This window comes from Streptomyces sp. NPDC031554 (assembly GCF_055580685.1).
Genome location: NZ_JBVIKX010000014.1, coordinates 64,094 through 77,207, shown reverse-complemented (window position 1 = coordinate 77,207; position 13,114 = coordinate 64,094). Strand labels below are relative to the sequence as shown.

Genomic DNA, 13,114 nt, shown 5'->3' with positions numbered 1-13,114 from the left:
GGCGGTCGGGCGGTCGGGCGGTCGGTCAGTACGGCCGCTGCGGCGGCTGCACGGTGGTGTCCGGCTCCTCCGTCTCGTCGTCGCCCACGGTCTCCTCGCCCATCAGGTCCCGCGCCATGAGCGTCGCGCCCGCCACCGCACCCGGCATCAGGAACACCGCGACGAGGGGGACCAGGAACGCGAGCGCGAGGGGCGTGCCGAAGCCCCAGACGAGGGTCCGGCGGGAGCGGAGCAGGACCAGCCGGGAGCGGACGTCGACGGTCCGGCGCTGGAGGGCGACGGACGTCAGTTCCTCGGTCAGGAAGAAGCCGGTGACGAAGAGGCCGATCACCGGCACGACGGTCTGGCCGAGGAACGGGACGAAGCCGAGCGCGAAGAGCAGCACGCCCCACAGCAGCGCGCGCAGCAGGATCCGCAGGCTGTCGCGGGCCGAGATCCACAGCTCGCGCCAGAGCGGCAGTCCGGACACCGGGGCCGAGCCGTCGGGCGAGACGTCGCGGTCGACCCGCTCGGAGAGGCTCTCGTAGAAGGGCTGGCCGATCAGCAGCGTGACCGCGGTGAAGGTCACCACGGCGAGCAGCAGGCCGAGCGCGAACAGCACGGCCGTCAGGAACCCGCGGAACAGTCCGCCCCAGGGGCTCGACCAGTCGTCGGCGAAGGGAGTCGCCCAGCCCACGAAGTCCTCGCCCCACACGCCGAGCGCCACCAGCGCGCCCGCGTACAGGACGAGCGTGATCAGGCCGGGCACGAGCCCGAACCCGTACTGCTTCCCGTGCCGGGCCACCCAGCGGTGGCCCTTCAGGAGGTATCCGAATCCCACCCCAAGATCGCGCATGGCCGAATTCTATCGGGGCGCGGGCATGACATCCGAGCCGCCGGGACCGCACGCCGGGCGCCTCGCCGGGAGGCCGTGCGGGACGGCCGGCGTGCCCGCCCGGGACCCCGCCGCGGGTCCGCGTACGCCCGCCGTCCGGCCGGGCCGCGGGCCACCGCTCGGCCGGACCGGGCCGCGGGCTCCGGGGCGAGGGCGGAAACACCCGCGCCCGCCCTCGCGTCCGGCCTCCCGCCGCCCGACCGGGCTCAGGGCCGCGGCGGGCGGGCGGGCGGGCGGTTACAGCTTGACGATCATCTTGCCCGTGTTGTCGCCCCGGAGCACTCCGAAGAACGCCTCCAGGTTGTTCTCGATGCCCTCGACGACCGTCTCGCGGTGCTTCAGGGCGCCCGAGGCGACCCAGGGGCCGACCTCCTGGACGAACTGGGGCTGGAGGTCGTAGTGGTCGCCGACGAGGAAGCCCTCGATGCGGCCGCGGGTCTGGATGAGGCGGACGAGGTTGCGCGGGCCGGGGGCGGGCTCGGTGTTGTTGTAGAGCGAGATCATGCCGCAGACGGCGATGCGTCCGCCCTGGTTCAGGGAGCCGATCGCGGCCTCCAGGTGGTCGCCGCCGACGTTGTCGAAGTAGACGTCGATGCCGTCCGGGGCGGCCTCGCGCAGCTGCTCGGCCACGGAGCCGTTCTTGTAGTTGAACGCCGCGTCGAAGCCGTACTCCTCGACCAGGAGCTTGACCTTCTCGTCGGAGCCGGCCGAGCCGATCACCCGCGAGGCGCCCTTGAGCTTGGCGATCTGGCCGACCTGGCTGCCGACCGCGCCGGCCGCGCCGGAGACGAAGACGACGTCGCCCTCCTTGAGGGCGGCGGTGCGCAGCAGGCCGGCGTAGGCGGTGAGGCCGGTCATGCCGAGGACGCCCAGGTAGGTGGAGAGCGGGGCGGCCTCGGGGTCGACCTTGACGGCCTGCGCGGCGTTGACCGTGGCGTACTCGCGCCAGCCGCCGAAGTGCAGCACGTGGTCGCCCACGGCGACGCCCTCGGCCTGCGAGGCGACGACCTCGCCGACCGCGCCGCCCTGCATGGCCTTCCCCAGCTCGTAGGGGGCCGTGTAGGACTTGGCGGCGCTCATCCGGCCGCGCATGTACGGGTCGACGGAGAGGTACGCGTTGCGGACGAGCACCTCGCCGGGACCGGGCTGCCGGATCTCCGCCTCGGCCAGCTCGAAGTCCTCGGCCTTGGGCCAGCCGACGGGACGGCTGAGCAGACGCCATTCGCGGCTGACGGACGGGAGCGCGGGGGTGTCGGACATGAGGCCCTTCCTTGTGTGCCGGTGCGGCGCGTGTGCTGCGGGTGCCGCGGCGCAAATACTTCAGTAACTGAAACAACCATGCGCCTGGATATTTCATGATGTCAAGTAAGCGGGTACCCTGAGCGTCATGTCCACACCTCGGAGAACCCGTCGGCCCGACCCCCTCACCCTGGAGGTCGTCGAGCTGATCGGCGAGGTCGTGGCGCGTTTCCACCAGGACTACGAGGAGGCCGCCGCCGGGCACTCCCTCACCGGCGCGCAGGCCCGGCTGCTCAGCCTGCTCTCCCTGGAGCCGCTGCCGATGCGGAAGCTGGCGGTGAAGCTGAAGTGCGAGCCGTCCAACGTGACGGGCATCGTCGACCGCCTGGAGGCTCGCGGGCTGGTGGAACGCCGGCCCGACCCGGCCGACCGCCGGGTGAAGCTGGCCGCGGTGACGGACGAGGGGCGCCGGACGGCCAAGGACCTGCGGGAGACCCTGCGGTTCGCCCGCGAGCCGCTCGCCGAGCTGGCCGAGGAGGAACAGCTGGCGCTGCGGGGCCTGTTGCGCCGGATGCTGGGAGCGGACGAGGGCCGGTAGGCGGCGGGCGGGGCCGGGCGCCGTCCGCCGGGGCGGGTGGCCGACGCCGCCCGCCGGGGCCGGACGGCCGGACCCTCCCGCACCGGACACCTCCCGCACCGGACGACGCCACGGGGCGGAGAGTCCGCCGTCGCGTCAGCGGCGCACTCCGGACCGGAGCGGGCCCTCGCCGTCGCCCCGGACCTCCCGCCGGACCTCCTTCGCCCCGGACCGCCTCAGCCCCAGGCCGCCGGGCCGGCCGTGCCGTCGGTCACCGGGCCGCGCCGCAAAGCGGCGGCAGGCCCCGCGGGAGCCGGTGCCGCCAGGGCCCGTCGTCGGGATCAGCCCTCAGGAGGCCGGCGGTGCCGTGCGGCTCGGGTCGGCGGGGTCGGCCGGTGCGGCCGCGGGGCCGAGGAGGGCGCCCGACGCGTCGGGTGCCCCGCACGCTCGGCCGAGCGCGGCCGGGGGCGGGCGACCGACGGGCGACACCGCCGGAGGCGCTTCCTCCGTGGGACGTGGGAGCGCATGCCGGGACCCGCGTCCGCGGCGTGGCCCTAGGTGCACCACCACAGGAACCGGTTGCACGTTTCCGACGGTGACGGTTGCGGTTCCGGGCCGGAGGTGGTCGGGTCGGCCGAGGGGGTGCCGGGGTCGGGGTCCGCCGGGGTGGAGGCCGCGGGGGGCGTGCCGGGGGCGGGGGCCGTCTGCGGGTCCGGGTCCGTGCCGTCCGGGGCCGTCTCCGACTCGCTGGGCGACGCCGACGCCGACGGTGACGGCGAGGCGGAATCCGAGGCCGAGGCCGACGAGTCCGGGGAGGCCGTCGCCCCACCCTCCCCCTTCGTGGCGCCGACGGGCTCGGCCGTGACGTCCGGCGACTCCTCGGACTCGATCGGCGAGGACTCCCCGCCCGCCGCCGCCGGGTTCGAGGAGGAGCCGAACCCCGGTGCGTCGATGCCGAGTTCGGCCAGGCTCAGGCCACCCGCGGCGAGCAGGAGACCGGCGGCGAGGAGGAGGGTGCGGCGACGGCGACGGCGGTGCGCGGCGGCCTTGCGATCGCGACGGCTCGCCTCGCTCCCGGCGGGGCCCTCGCCGGCCGGTCCGCGTTCCCCGCCGCCCCGGCCGCGGCCCTGCTCACGGCGGCGGGCGGCGCGACCGCCGGCGGGGAGCGCGGAGCCGTCCTCGGCGTCGGGCTCGACGCCGGGCCCGGACCCGGACCCGGAGGCCTGGGGGCCGACGCCGGTCCCGGAGGGCTCGGCGGTCTCGGGTGCGCCCCGGTCCGCGGCGGGAGCACGCTCCTGCCGCACGGGTTCCTGAGCGGAGTCAGGGGCGTGGGGCTCCGGCTCGTGGGCCTCCCGACGCCGTGTGGACGACCGGTCGGCGGGGGTGCCGCACCCCGGGCAGGCGAGGGCGCCGTTGAGGTGCCGACGGCACGGGTGGCAGTAATCCATGACGCGGGAAGACTAAGTTCCCGGAGCGTGACGTTCCTAGGGCCGCCTGTGAAAGTTGTGTGGGAAACCGACTGTTCCGGTGCGGCTACCTTGAGCTATCACCCGCGACCGGACCGCGGCCGTCCGCCTCGCCCCGCCTCGCCCCGCAATCGAAAGCCCCGTCCGAAACTGTCGAAACCTGTCTGCGTCCACCCCATTGACACCCCCCTCACACCGTCCTTACTGTCACGCCAGCATTTCGAACGTGTGACGAAATCTCGAACAGCTGAAGGGCAATCTCCGTGCGCATCACCGGAATCAGCACCCACGTGGTGGGGACGCCTTGGCGCAACCTGACCTACGTGCAGGTGCACACCGACGAGGGCATCACGGGTGTGGGTGAGACCCGCATGCTGGGCCACACCGACGCGCTGCTCGGCTATCTGAAGGAAGCCGAGGCCAACCACATTCTCGGCTCCGACCCGTTCGCTGTCGAGGACCTCGTGCGCCGCATGAAGTACGGCGACTACGGCCGGGCGGGCGAGATCGTGATGTCCGGCATCGCCGTCGTCGAGATGGCGTGCTGGGACATCAAGGGCAAGGCCCTCGGCGTCCCCGTCTGGCAGCTGCTCGGCGGCAAGGTCACCGACAAGGTCAAGGCGTACGCCAACGGCTGGTACACCACCGAGCGCACGCCGGAGGCGTACCACAAGGCCGCCCAGCAGGTCATGGAGCGCGGGTACAAGGCGCTGAAGATCGACCCCTTCGGCACCGGGCACTTCGAGCTGGACCACGCGCAGACCCTGTACGCCGTCTCCCTCATCGAGGCCGTGCGCGACGCCATCGGGCCGGACGCGGAGCTGATGCTGGAGATGCACGGCCGGTTCTCGCCGTCGACCGCGGTCCGGCTGGCGAACGAGCTGGCGCCCTTCAAGCCGGCCTGGCTGGAGGAGCCGGTCCCGCCGGAGAACCTCAAGGCGCTGGAGAAGGTCGCCGCCAAGGTGGACATCCCCATGGCCACCGGTGAGCGCATCCACGACCGGATCGAGTTCCGCGAGCTGTTCGAGAGCCAGGCGGTCGACATCATCCAGCCCGACGTCGGCCACATCGGCGGCATCTGGGAGACGCGCAAGCTCGCCGCGACCGCCGAGACCCACTACATGCTGGTCGCCCCGCACAACGTCGGCGGGCCCGTCCTGACCGCGGCCTCCCTCCAGGTCGGCTTCAGCTCCCCGAACTTCAAGGTCCTCGAGCACTTCAACGACTTCGCGGACTCGGAGATCAAGAAGGTCGTCAAGGGAGCCCCGCAGGTCGTCGACGGCTACTTCCACCTCTCCGACGCCCCCGGTCTCGGGGTCGAGCTGGACGTGGACGCCGCCGCCGAGTTCCCCCAGCAGCAGGCCCGCTTCGACCTGTGGGCCGACGGCTGGGAGCAGCGCAAGCCGAAGGGCACCGGGCAGTGAGCACCGCCGTCGTCGTCGAGGCGCCCGGCGAGCACCGGCTCGCCGCGCACACGCCCCGCCCGCCCGAGCCCGGCGAGGCGCTGGTGCGGGTGCACGCCGTGGGCATCTGCGGCAGCGACCGCGAGGTGTACCAGGGCAACCGGCCCGAGGGCTACGTCCGTTACCCGCTCACGCCCGGCCACGAGTGGTCCGGGACGGTCGAGGCGGTGGGCGCCGGAGTGCCGGTCTCGCTCGTCGGCCGCAAGGTGGTCGGAGAGGGGTTCCGCAACTGCCAGGTGTGCGACCGCTGCCACGCGGGTGAGACGACGCTGTGCTCGGACGGGTACGAGGAGACCGGTTTCACCCAGCCGGGCGCGATGGCGGCCACGCTGACCCTGCCGGCCCGGCTGCTGCACGTGCTGGCCCAGGACGCCGACCTCACGGCGGCGGCCCTGCTGGAGCCGGCCGCCTGCATCGCGGCCGCCGCGATCAAGGCGCGCGCCCTGCCGGGCGAGCGGGTCGCCGTGGTCGGCACCGGGACGCTGGGCATGTTCGCCGTGCAGTTCCTGCGGGCGGGCTCGCCGGCCGAGCTGCTGGTCGTCGGCACCCGCGACGACCGGGAGGCGCTGTCCCGGCGGTTCGGCGCCACCGACTTCCGCACCAGGGACCAGCAGCTGCCGGACGACTTCGACGTGGTGATCGAGACCGCCGGCTCCGCCTCGGCCGCCCGCACCGCCGCCGCCCTGCTGCGGCGCGGCGGCCGGCTCGTCCTGACGGGCATCCCCGCTCCGGGCGCCGACGGCCTGGACCCGACGGATCTGGTCGTGCGGCAGCTGGAGGTGCACACCGTCTTCGGTGCGCCGCCCGACGCCTGGTCGCACACGGTCCGGGTGTTCGGGGCCGGACTGCTCGATCCGCTGCCGCTGGTCACGCACGAGCTGCCGCTCGCCGAGTTCTCCGAGGCGATCGGGCTGGTCGGCTCCGGCGACCCGAAGGTGGGCAAGGTGCTGCTCCGCCCCTAGCGCCTCCCGTCCGGGCCGGGCCGGGCTCGCGGGTCCTGGCACCGCACCCGGTCCGGACGGAGTACCCCAGCCGCACGCCGGTGCGCGGGCGACCTGACGGCCCGCGCACCGGCGTGCACCCCCGCCCCCCACACCTTGAGCCGCGAACCTCGTCCGACATACCGAACACGAAGGACAGCTTGTGACGACCGACGCCTCCGCTACGGCCGCCCGTCGACCCGGTGAGCAGGTGCTCACCGCGCTCGGCCTGGGCGCGCCCGCCCCGGACCCCGCCGACACCTCCACCCACTCCTTCCCGGGCGGCGGCCGCTGGCGCACCGAGATCCCCTCGTGCGAGGGCCCCGAGGCGCTGGGCGTCGTCCTGAAGGAGGCCTCGCGGCTCGACGTGCCGATCCACCGGATCAGCCAGGGCAGCGGCGTGTGGATGCTGACCGACGCCGAGATCACCGAGATGGTCGACGCGACGAACGAGCGCGACATCGAGCTGTGCCTGTTCACCGGGCCGCGCGGCACGTGGGACATCGGCGGCTCGACGCGCACCGACTCGCGCGGCGGGGGCCTGCGGGCCCGCGGCCACGACGCGGTCGCCGGATGCGTCGAAGACGCCGTGCGGGCCACGGAGCTGGGCGTGAAGTGCCTTCTCGTCGCCGACGAGGGCGTGCTGTGGACGCTGCACCGGGCGCGGGCGACCGGCCTCATCCCGGCCGACACCACGCTCAAGGTCTCGGCGCTGATCGGCCCCGTCAACCCGGCCGCCTACGCGGTCTACGAGCGGCTGGGCGCCGACTCGGTCAACGTGCCCAGCGACCTGACGCTCGATCACCTCACGGAGATCCGACGGGTGTCGGCCGCTCCCATGGACATGTACATCGAGGCCCCCGACGATCTCGGCGGGTACGTCCGGATGTACGAGGTCGCCGAGCTGATCCGGCGCGGCGCACCGCTGTACCTGAAGTTCGGCCTCTCCAAGGCCCCCGCCATCTACCCGTACGGCCACCACCTGCGCGAAGTGACGCTGTCCACGGCGCGCGAGCGGGTGCGGCGCGGCCGGCTGGCCCTCGACCTGCTCGCGCGGCACGGGGCGGACGGTCACATGGCCCCGCTCGGCTCCCGACTGCCCGGCGAACTCAGCAGGTTCGACATCCAGTCATAACGTTACGGAAACCCTGCTTCACAGAAGACGACACAGGCGCGCAGAATCCCACACACCTCTCCTCGGTCTTCGGAGAAACCGCCGGGAGCGCCGTCGCACCGCGAGACCGAACGAACCCTGCACACACATCAAGGATGATGATCATGGGTAACCGCAGAGCCGCACTCGCCGCCGTCGCCGGCGCCGCCTCCCTCGCACTGACCCTGTCCGCCTGCGGCCAGAGCGGCGAGGGCGGCAGCGAGGAGAACAAGGGTGACAGCAAGGGCGGCACGATCGGCATCGCGATGCCGACCAAGTCCTCCGAGCGCTGGATCTCCGACGGCAAGAACGTCGAGAAGGACCTCCAGGCCAAGGGCTACAAGACCAAGCTGGTCTACGGCGAGGACAAGCCCGACCAGCAGGTCTCGCAGATCGAGAACCTGATCGCGCAGGGCGTCAAGGCGCTGATCGTCGCGGCGATCGACAACAAGTCGCTCGACAACGTTCTCCAGCAGGCCAAGGACGCGGACATCCCGGTCATCTCCTACGACCGCCTGATCCTCGGCAGCGAGAACGTCAGCTACTACGCCTCCTTCGACAACTCCAAGGTCGGCGAGCTGCAGGCGAACTACATCGTCGACAAGCTCGGCCTGAAGAGCGGCAAGGGCCCCTTCAACATCGAGCTGTTCGCCGGCTCCAACGACGACAACAACACCAAGTACTTCTTCAACGGCGCGATGAGCGTGCTCCAGCCGTACATCGACAGCAAGAAGCTCGTGGTGCGGTCGGGCCAGACCCAGCTCACCCAGGTGACCACCCTGCGCTGGGACGGCGCCACCGCCCAGCGCCGCATGGACGACATCCTGACCAAGTCGTACAAGAGCGAGAAGGTCGACGCGGTCCTGTCGCCGTACGACGGCATCTCCATCGGCATCCTGTCGGCGCTGAAGTCGGACAACTACGGTTCCGCGAACAAGCCGCTGCCGGTCCTCACCGGCCAGGACGCCGAGCTGGCCTCGGTGAAGTCGATCATCGCCGGCGACCAGACGCAGACCGTCTACAAGGACCTGCGCGAGCTGGCCAAGGTCGCCTCCAACATGGTCGACGCGGTCCTGAACGACAAGGAGCCCGAGGTCAACGACACCAAGACCTACGACAACGGCGCGAAGGTCGTCCCGGCCTACCTGCTGGAGCCGGTCAGCGTGGACAAGGGCAACTACCAGAAGGTCCTGGTCGACGGCGGCTACTACACGGCCGACCAGCTCAAGTAGCCCCCGCCCCCTCAAGGATTGGAAGGCACGACCATGGCGGGACCCGTCCTGGAAATGCGCTCGATCGTCAAGACCTTTCCCGGCGTCAAGGCGCTGTCGGACGTCTCACTGACCGTCCGGCAGGGCGAGGTCCACGCCATCTGCGGGGAGAACGGCGCCGGCAAGTCCACCTTGATGAAGGTGCTCTCCGGCGTCCATCCGCACGGCAGTTACGAGGGCGAGATCCTCTTCGAGGGAGAGGTCTGCCACTTCAAGGACATCCGGGCGAGCGAGCAGCACGGCATCGTGATCATCCACCAGGAGCTGGCACTGGTGCCGTTCCTGTCGCTGGCGGAGAACATCTTCCTCGGCAACGAGCACGCCAAGCGCGGGCTGATCGACTGGAACCAGACCCTGCGGCACGCCTCCGAGCTGCTGCGCCGGGTCGGTCTGAGCGATCACCCCGAGACCCGCGTCTCCGACATCGGCGTGGGCAAGCAGCAGCTGGTGGAGATCGCGAAGGCGCTGTCGAAGAAGGTGAAGCTGCTCATCCTCGACGAGCCGACCGCGGCCCTCAACGACGAGGACAGCGGCAAACTCCTCGACTTGATACTGGAGTTGAAGAAGCAGGGCATCACCTCGATCATCATCTCCCACAAGCTGAACGAGATCCGCAAGGTCGCCGACTCGGTGACGATCATCCGCGACGGGCGGTCCATCGAGACCCTCGACGTGAAGGCCGCCGACACCACCGAGGACCGGATCATCTCCGGCATGGTGGGCCGCGACCTGGACCACCGCTTCCCCGAGCGGACCCCGCACGAGGCGGAGCAGGGCGCGGCCCCGGCCCTGGAGATCCGCAACTGGACCGTGCACCACCCGATCGACCAGCAGCGCAAGGTGGTCGACGACGTGTCGATCCACGTGCGGCGCGGGGAGATCGTCGGCATCGCGGGCCTGATGGGCGCCGGCCGCACCGAACTCGCGATGAGCGTCTTCGGGCGGACGTACGGCCGGCACGCCGCCGGCACGGTCCTCAAGGACGGCACGGAGATCCGCACCAAGACCGTCCCCGAGGCGGTCAGGCACGGGATCGCGTACGTCACCGAGGACCGCAAGCACTACGGCCTCAACCTCATCGACACCATCAACCGCAACATCTCGCTCAGCGCGCTGGGCAAGGTCGCCAAGCGCGGTGTGGTCGACGAGCACGAGGAGCGGCAGGTCGCCGAGCGGTACCGCACGTCCATGAACATCAAGGCGCCGACCGTCTTCGAGCCGGTGGGCAAGCTGTCGGGCGGCAACCAGCAGAAGGTCGTCCTGAGCAAGTGGATCTTCGCGGGGCCCGACGTGCTGATCCTGGACGAGCCCACGCGCGGTATCGACGTGGGTGCCAAGTACGAGATCTACACGGTCATCGACAAGCTGGCCGCCGAGGGCAAGGCGGTCGTCTTCATCTCCTCCGAGCTGCCGGAGCTGCTCGGCATGTGCGACCGCATCTACACGATGGCCGCGGGGCGGCTGACGGGTGAGTTCCCGCGTGCCGAGGCCACGCAGGAATCGCTGATGCGTCAGATGACGAAGGACAAAGAGGTAACCCGATGAGCACGGATGTGACCGCCAAGAGCCCGGCCCCCGCGCCGCCCGGCAAGAGCGGGGGCGCGGCCGGCGGGGGCCTGTTCCAGCTGATGCTGGACGGCATGCGCCGCAACATGCGGCAGTACGGCATGCTGATCGCCCTCGGCCTGATCGTGGTGCTGTTCGCGGTGTGGACCGACGGCGACCTGCTGCTGCCGCGCAACGTCTCCAACCTGGTGCTGCAGAACAGCTACATCCTGATCCTCGCGATCGGCATGATGCTCGTCATCATCGCGGGCCACATCGACCTGTCGGTCGGCTCGCTGACCGCGTTCGTCGGCGCCTTCGCGGCCGTGCTGACGGTGCAGCACGACGTCTCCTGGCCCGTCGCCGTGGTGCTGTGCCTGATCGTGGGCGCCGTGGCGGGATCGGTCCAGGGCTTCTTCATCGCCTATCTCGGCATACCGTCGTTCATCGTCACCCTCGCCGGGATGCTGACCTTCCGCGGTGTCACGGAGATCCTGCTGGAGGGGCAGACCCTCGGTCCCTTCCCCGGCGGCCTGCAGAAGATCGGCAACGGCTTCCTGCCGGAGACCGGTCCCGAGACCAACTACCACAACCTCACCCTGCTGCTGGGCATCGTCCTGATCGCGTTCGTGGTCCTGCAGGAGATCCGGGACCGCAAGCGCCAGCAGGAGTTCTCGCTGGAGATCCTGCCGCGCAACATCTTCCTGCTGAAGCTCGTCGCGATCGTCTCCGCGCTGCTCGTCGTGACCCTGCTGCTCGCCAGCTACAAGGGCGCGCCGATCGTGCTGATCATCCTGGGCGTGCTGGTGGTCGGCTACGGCTACGTGATGCGCAACTCGATCTTCGGCCGCCACATCTACGCGATCGGCGGCAACCTGCCGGCCGCGAAGCTGTCCGGCGTCAAGGACAAGAAGGTCACCTTCTACGTCTTCCTGAACATGGGCGTGCTCGCGGCCCTGGCGGGTCTGGTGGTCGCCGCCCGTCTGAACGCGGCCTCTCCGAAGGCGGGCCTGAACTACGAACTCGAGGCCATCGCCTCGGCGTTCATCGGTGGCGCGTCCATGAGCGGCGGTGTCGGAACCGTCCTCGGCGCGATCATCGGCGGTCTCGTCCTCGGCGTGCTGAACAACGGCATGAACCTCCTGAGCGTCGGCACCGACTGGCAACAGGTCATCAAGGGCCTCGCCCTGCTGGCAGCGGTCGGGTTCGACGTGTGGAACAAGCGCAAGTCCGGTTCGTAAGTCAGGTTCGGGCCCCGTCGGAACAGCCGGCGGGGCCCGCCCTTATCAAGGGAGAGCCGCACATGGAACTGAACCGACGCACGGTCATCGCGGGAGCCGCGGCCGCGGGCATCGCCGCGAGCACGCTCGGCGGAACGGCGCACGCCACCACCGGTGGCGCGCACTCCGCCGGCGGTGGGACGCCGACGAGGAAGTTGTTCGGCACGCTCGCCGACGGCACCAAGGTGCACAGCTGGTCCCTGTCCAACGGCGGCACCCGCCTGAAGGTCCTCTCCTACGGCGGCATCGTCCAGTCGCTGGAGATCCCCGACCGGCACGGCCGGTACGAGAACGTCTCCCTCGGCTTCGGGAACCTCGCGGACTACGTCGCGAAGTCGCCGTACTTCGGCGCGCTGATCGGCCGCTACGGCAACCGGATCGGCAAGGGCCGCTTCACCCTGGACGGCAAGCCGTACCAGATCGACGTCAACGACGGCGCGAACACCCTGCACGGCGGTTCCCAGGGCTTCGACAAGCGGGTGTGGGACGTCGAGCCGTTCACCAAGGGCTCGGACGTCGGCCTGCGCCTGTACTACACGAGCGCCGACGGGGAGATGGGCTACCCCGGCACGCTCCGGGTGAAGGTCACCTACACCCTCACCCGGCACGGCGACTGGCGCGTCGACTACGAGGCCACCACCGACAAGGCCACCGTCGTCAACCTGACCAGCCACGTCTACTGGAACCTCGCCGGTGAGAACAGCGGCTCGATCCACGGTCACCGGCTGAAGATCGCCGGCTCCCGCTACACGCCCGTCGACTCGGGGCTGATCCCCACCGGCGAGCTGGCGAGGGTGGCCGGCACCCCCTTCGACTTCCGCCGCGCCAAGACCGTGGGCGAGGACATCCGCGTCGCCCACCAGCAGCTCCTGTACGGCCAGGGCTTCGACCACAACTGGGTCCTCGACAAGGGGACCACGACGGCTCCCGTGCCGGTGGCCACCCTGCACGACCCGTCCTCGGGCCGCACGCTGACGATCTCCACCACCGAGCCCGGCCTGCAGTTCTACTCGGGCAACTTCCTCGACGGCACGCTCGTCGGCAGCGGCGGCAGCGGCGGCACCGTCTACCGCCAGGGCGACGCGCTCTGCCTGGAGACGCAGCACTTCCCGGACTCGCCGAACAAGCCGTCGTTCCCCTCGACGGTGCTGCGGCCCGGGCAGACGTACCGCACGACGACGGTCCACTCGTTCGGCCGCTGACCGTCGGGGCGCCGGCCGCGCGCCGGCCGGCGCCCCGTCCCGGGCGGCCCCTCCTCGGGCGTCG

At 71.1% G+C, this 13,114-nt stretch carries 11 protein-coding genes; 8 read left to right on the top strand and 3 right to left on the bottom strand.

What is annotated here, in order from left to right:
• Positions 1-25: 25 nt before the first annotated feature.
• Entirely contained in the window at positions 26-835 is an 810-nt protein-coding gene (locus ACZ5FU_RS29750) for an EI24 domain-containing protein (protein WP_451776341.1), read from the bottom strand.
• 276 nt (positions 836-1,111) lie between these two features.
• Complete coding sequence (locus ACZ5FU_RS29745) at positions 1,112-2,134, bottom strand: NADP-dependent oxidoreductase (RefSeq protein WP_451529716.1); 1,023 nt, start codon at positions 2,132-2,134, stop codon at positions 1,112-1,114.
• A 127-nt stretch (positions 2,135-2,261) separates the two neighbouring features.
• Here ACZ5FU_RS29745 and ACZ5FU_RS29740 point away from each other — a divergent pair, with 127 nt between their 5' ends.
• Positions 2,262-2,711 (top strand): MarR family winged helix-turn-helix transcriptional regulator, encoded by a 450-nt coding sequence (locus tag ACZ5FU_RS29740; protein WP_451529717.1) that lies wholly within the window; start codon positions 2,262-2,264, stop codon positions 2,709-2,711.
• Positions 2,712-3,244: 533 nt separating this feature from the next.
• Here the strand turns inward: ACZ5FU_RS29740 and ACZ5FU_RS29735 are convergent.
• Entirely contained in the window at positions 3,245-4,138 is an 894-nt protein-coding gene (locus tag ACZ5FU_RS29735; RefSeq protein WP_451776338.1) for an SCO2400 family protein, read from the bottom strand.
• Positions 4,139-4,419: 281 nt separating this feature from the next.
• Between ACZ5FU_RS29735 and ACZ5FU_RS29730 the strand changes: the two genes are divergently transcribed.
• The 7 genes from ACZ5FU_RS29730 (at position 4,420) to ACZ5FU_RS29700 (ending at position 13,050) form a co-directional block, all read left to right on the top strand.
• Positions 4,420-5,580, top strand: a complete 1,161-nt coding sequence (locus ACZ5FU_RS29730; protein WP_451529719.1) for a mandelate racemase/muconate lactonizing enzyme family protein — start codon at positions 4,420-4,422, stop codon at positions 5,578-5,580.
• On the top strand, positions 5,577-6,581 hold the full coding sequence (locus ACZ5FU_RS29725; RefSeq protein ID WP_451529720.1) for a zinc-dependent alcohol dehydrogenase: 1,005 nt from the start codon (positions 5,577-5,579) through the stop codon (positions 6,579-6,581). The genes ACZ5FU_RS29730 and ACZ5FU_RS29725 overlap by 4 nt, the downstream gene beginning before the upstream one ends.
• A gap of 181 nt (positions 6,582-6,762) precedes the next feature.
• The gene (locus tag ACZ5FU_RS29720; RefSeq protein ID WP_451529721.1) at positions 6,763-7,734 is read left to right on the top strand and encodes a hypothetical protein; all 972 of its coding nucleotides are present in this window, start codon (positions 6,763-6,765) and stop codon (positions 7,732-7,734) included.
• 143 nt (positions 7,735-7,877) lie between these two features.
• Positions 7,878-8,984: a multiple monosaccharide ABC transporter substrate-binding protein gene (chvE, locus tag ACZ5FU_RS29715; protein WP_451529722.1), complete on the top strand. Its 1,107-nt coding sequence runs from the start codon at positions 7,878-7,880 to the stop codon at positions 8,982-8,984.
• Positions 8,985-9,017: 33 nt separating this feature from the next.
• Positions 9,018-10,568 carry a multiple monosaccharide ABC transporter ATP-binding protein gene (gene mmsA, locus ACZ5FU_RS29710; RefSeq protein ID WP_451529723.1) on the top strand — a complete coding sequence of 517 codons (1,551 nt, stop codon included), beginning with the start codon at positions 9,018-9,020 and terminating at the stop codon, positions 10,566-10,568.
• Positions 10,565-11,809, top strand: a complete 1,245-nt coding sequence (mmsB, locus tag ACZ5FU_RS29705) for a multiple monosaccharide ABC transporter permease (protein ID WP_451529724.1) — start codon at positions 10,565-10,567, stop codon at positions 11,807-11,809. Before mmsA ends, mmsB begins: the two co-directional genes overlap by 4 nt.
• 62 nt (positions 11,810-11,871) lie before the next feature.
• Complete coding sequence (locus ACZ5FU_RS29700; RefSeq protein WP_469047441.1) at positions 11,872-13,050, top strand: aldose epimerase family protein; 1,179 nt, start codon at positions 11,872-11,874, stop codon at positions 13,048-13,050.
• Positions 13,051-13,114 lie beyond the last annotated feature (64 nt).

Bases quoted from the DNA above. Each gene is read 5' to 3' on its own strand.
- chvE (WP_451529722.1), top strand. From the start codon at position 7,878: ATGGGTAACCGCAGAGCCGCACTCGCCGCCGTCGCCGGCGCCGCCTCC.
- ACZ5FU_RS29735 (WP_451776338.1), bottom strand. From the start codon at position 4,138: ATGGATTACTGCCACCCGTGCCGTCGGCACCTCAACGGCGCCCTCGCC.
- mmsA (WP_451529723.1), top strand. From the start codon at position 9,018: ATGGCGGGACCCGTCCTGGAAATGCGCTCGATCGTCAAGACCTTTCCC.
- ACZ5FU_RS29700 (WP_469047441.1), top strand. From the start codon at position 11,872: ATGGAACTGAACCGACGCACGGTCATCGCGGGAGCCGCGGCCGCGGGC.
- ACZ5FU_RS29750 (WP_451776341.1), bottom strand. From the start codon at position 835: ATGCGCGATCTTGGGGTGGGATTCGGATACCTCCTGAAGGGCCACCGC.
- mmsB (WP_451529724.1), top strand. From the start codon at position 10,565: ATGAGCACGGATGTGACCGCCAAGAGCCCGGCCCCCGCGCCGCCCGGC.
- ACZ5FU_RS29745 (WP_451529716.1), bottom strand. From the start codon at position 2,134: ATGTCCGACACCCCCGCGCTCCCGTCCGTCAGCCGCGAATGGCGTCTG.
- ACZ5FU_RS29740 (WP_451529717.1), top strand. From the start codon at position 2,262: ATGTCCACACCTCGGAGAACCCGTCGGCCCGACCCCCTCACCCTGGAG.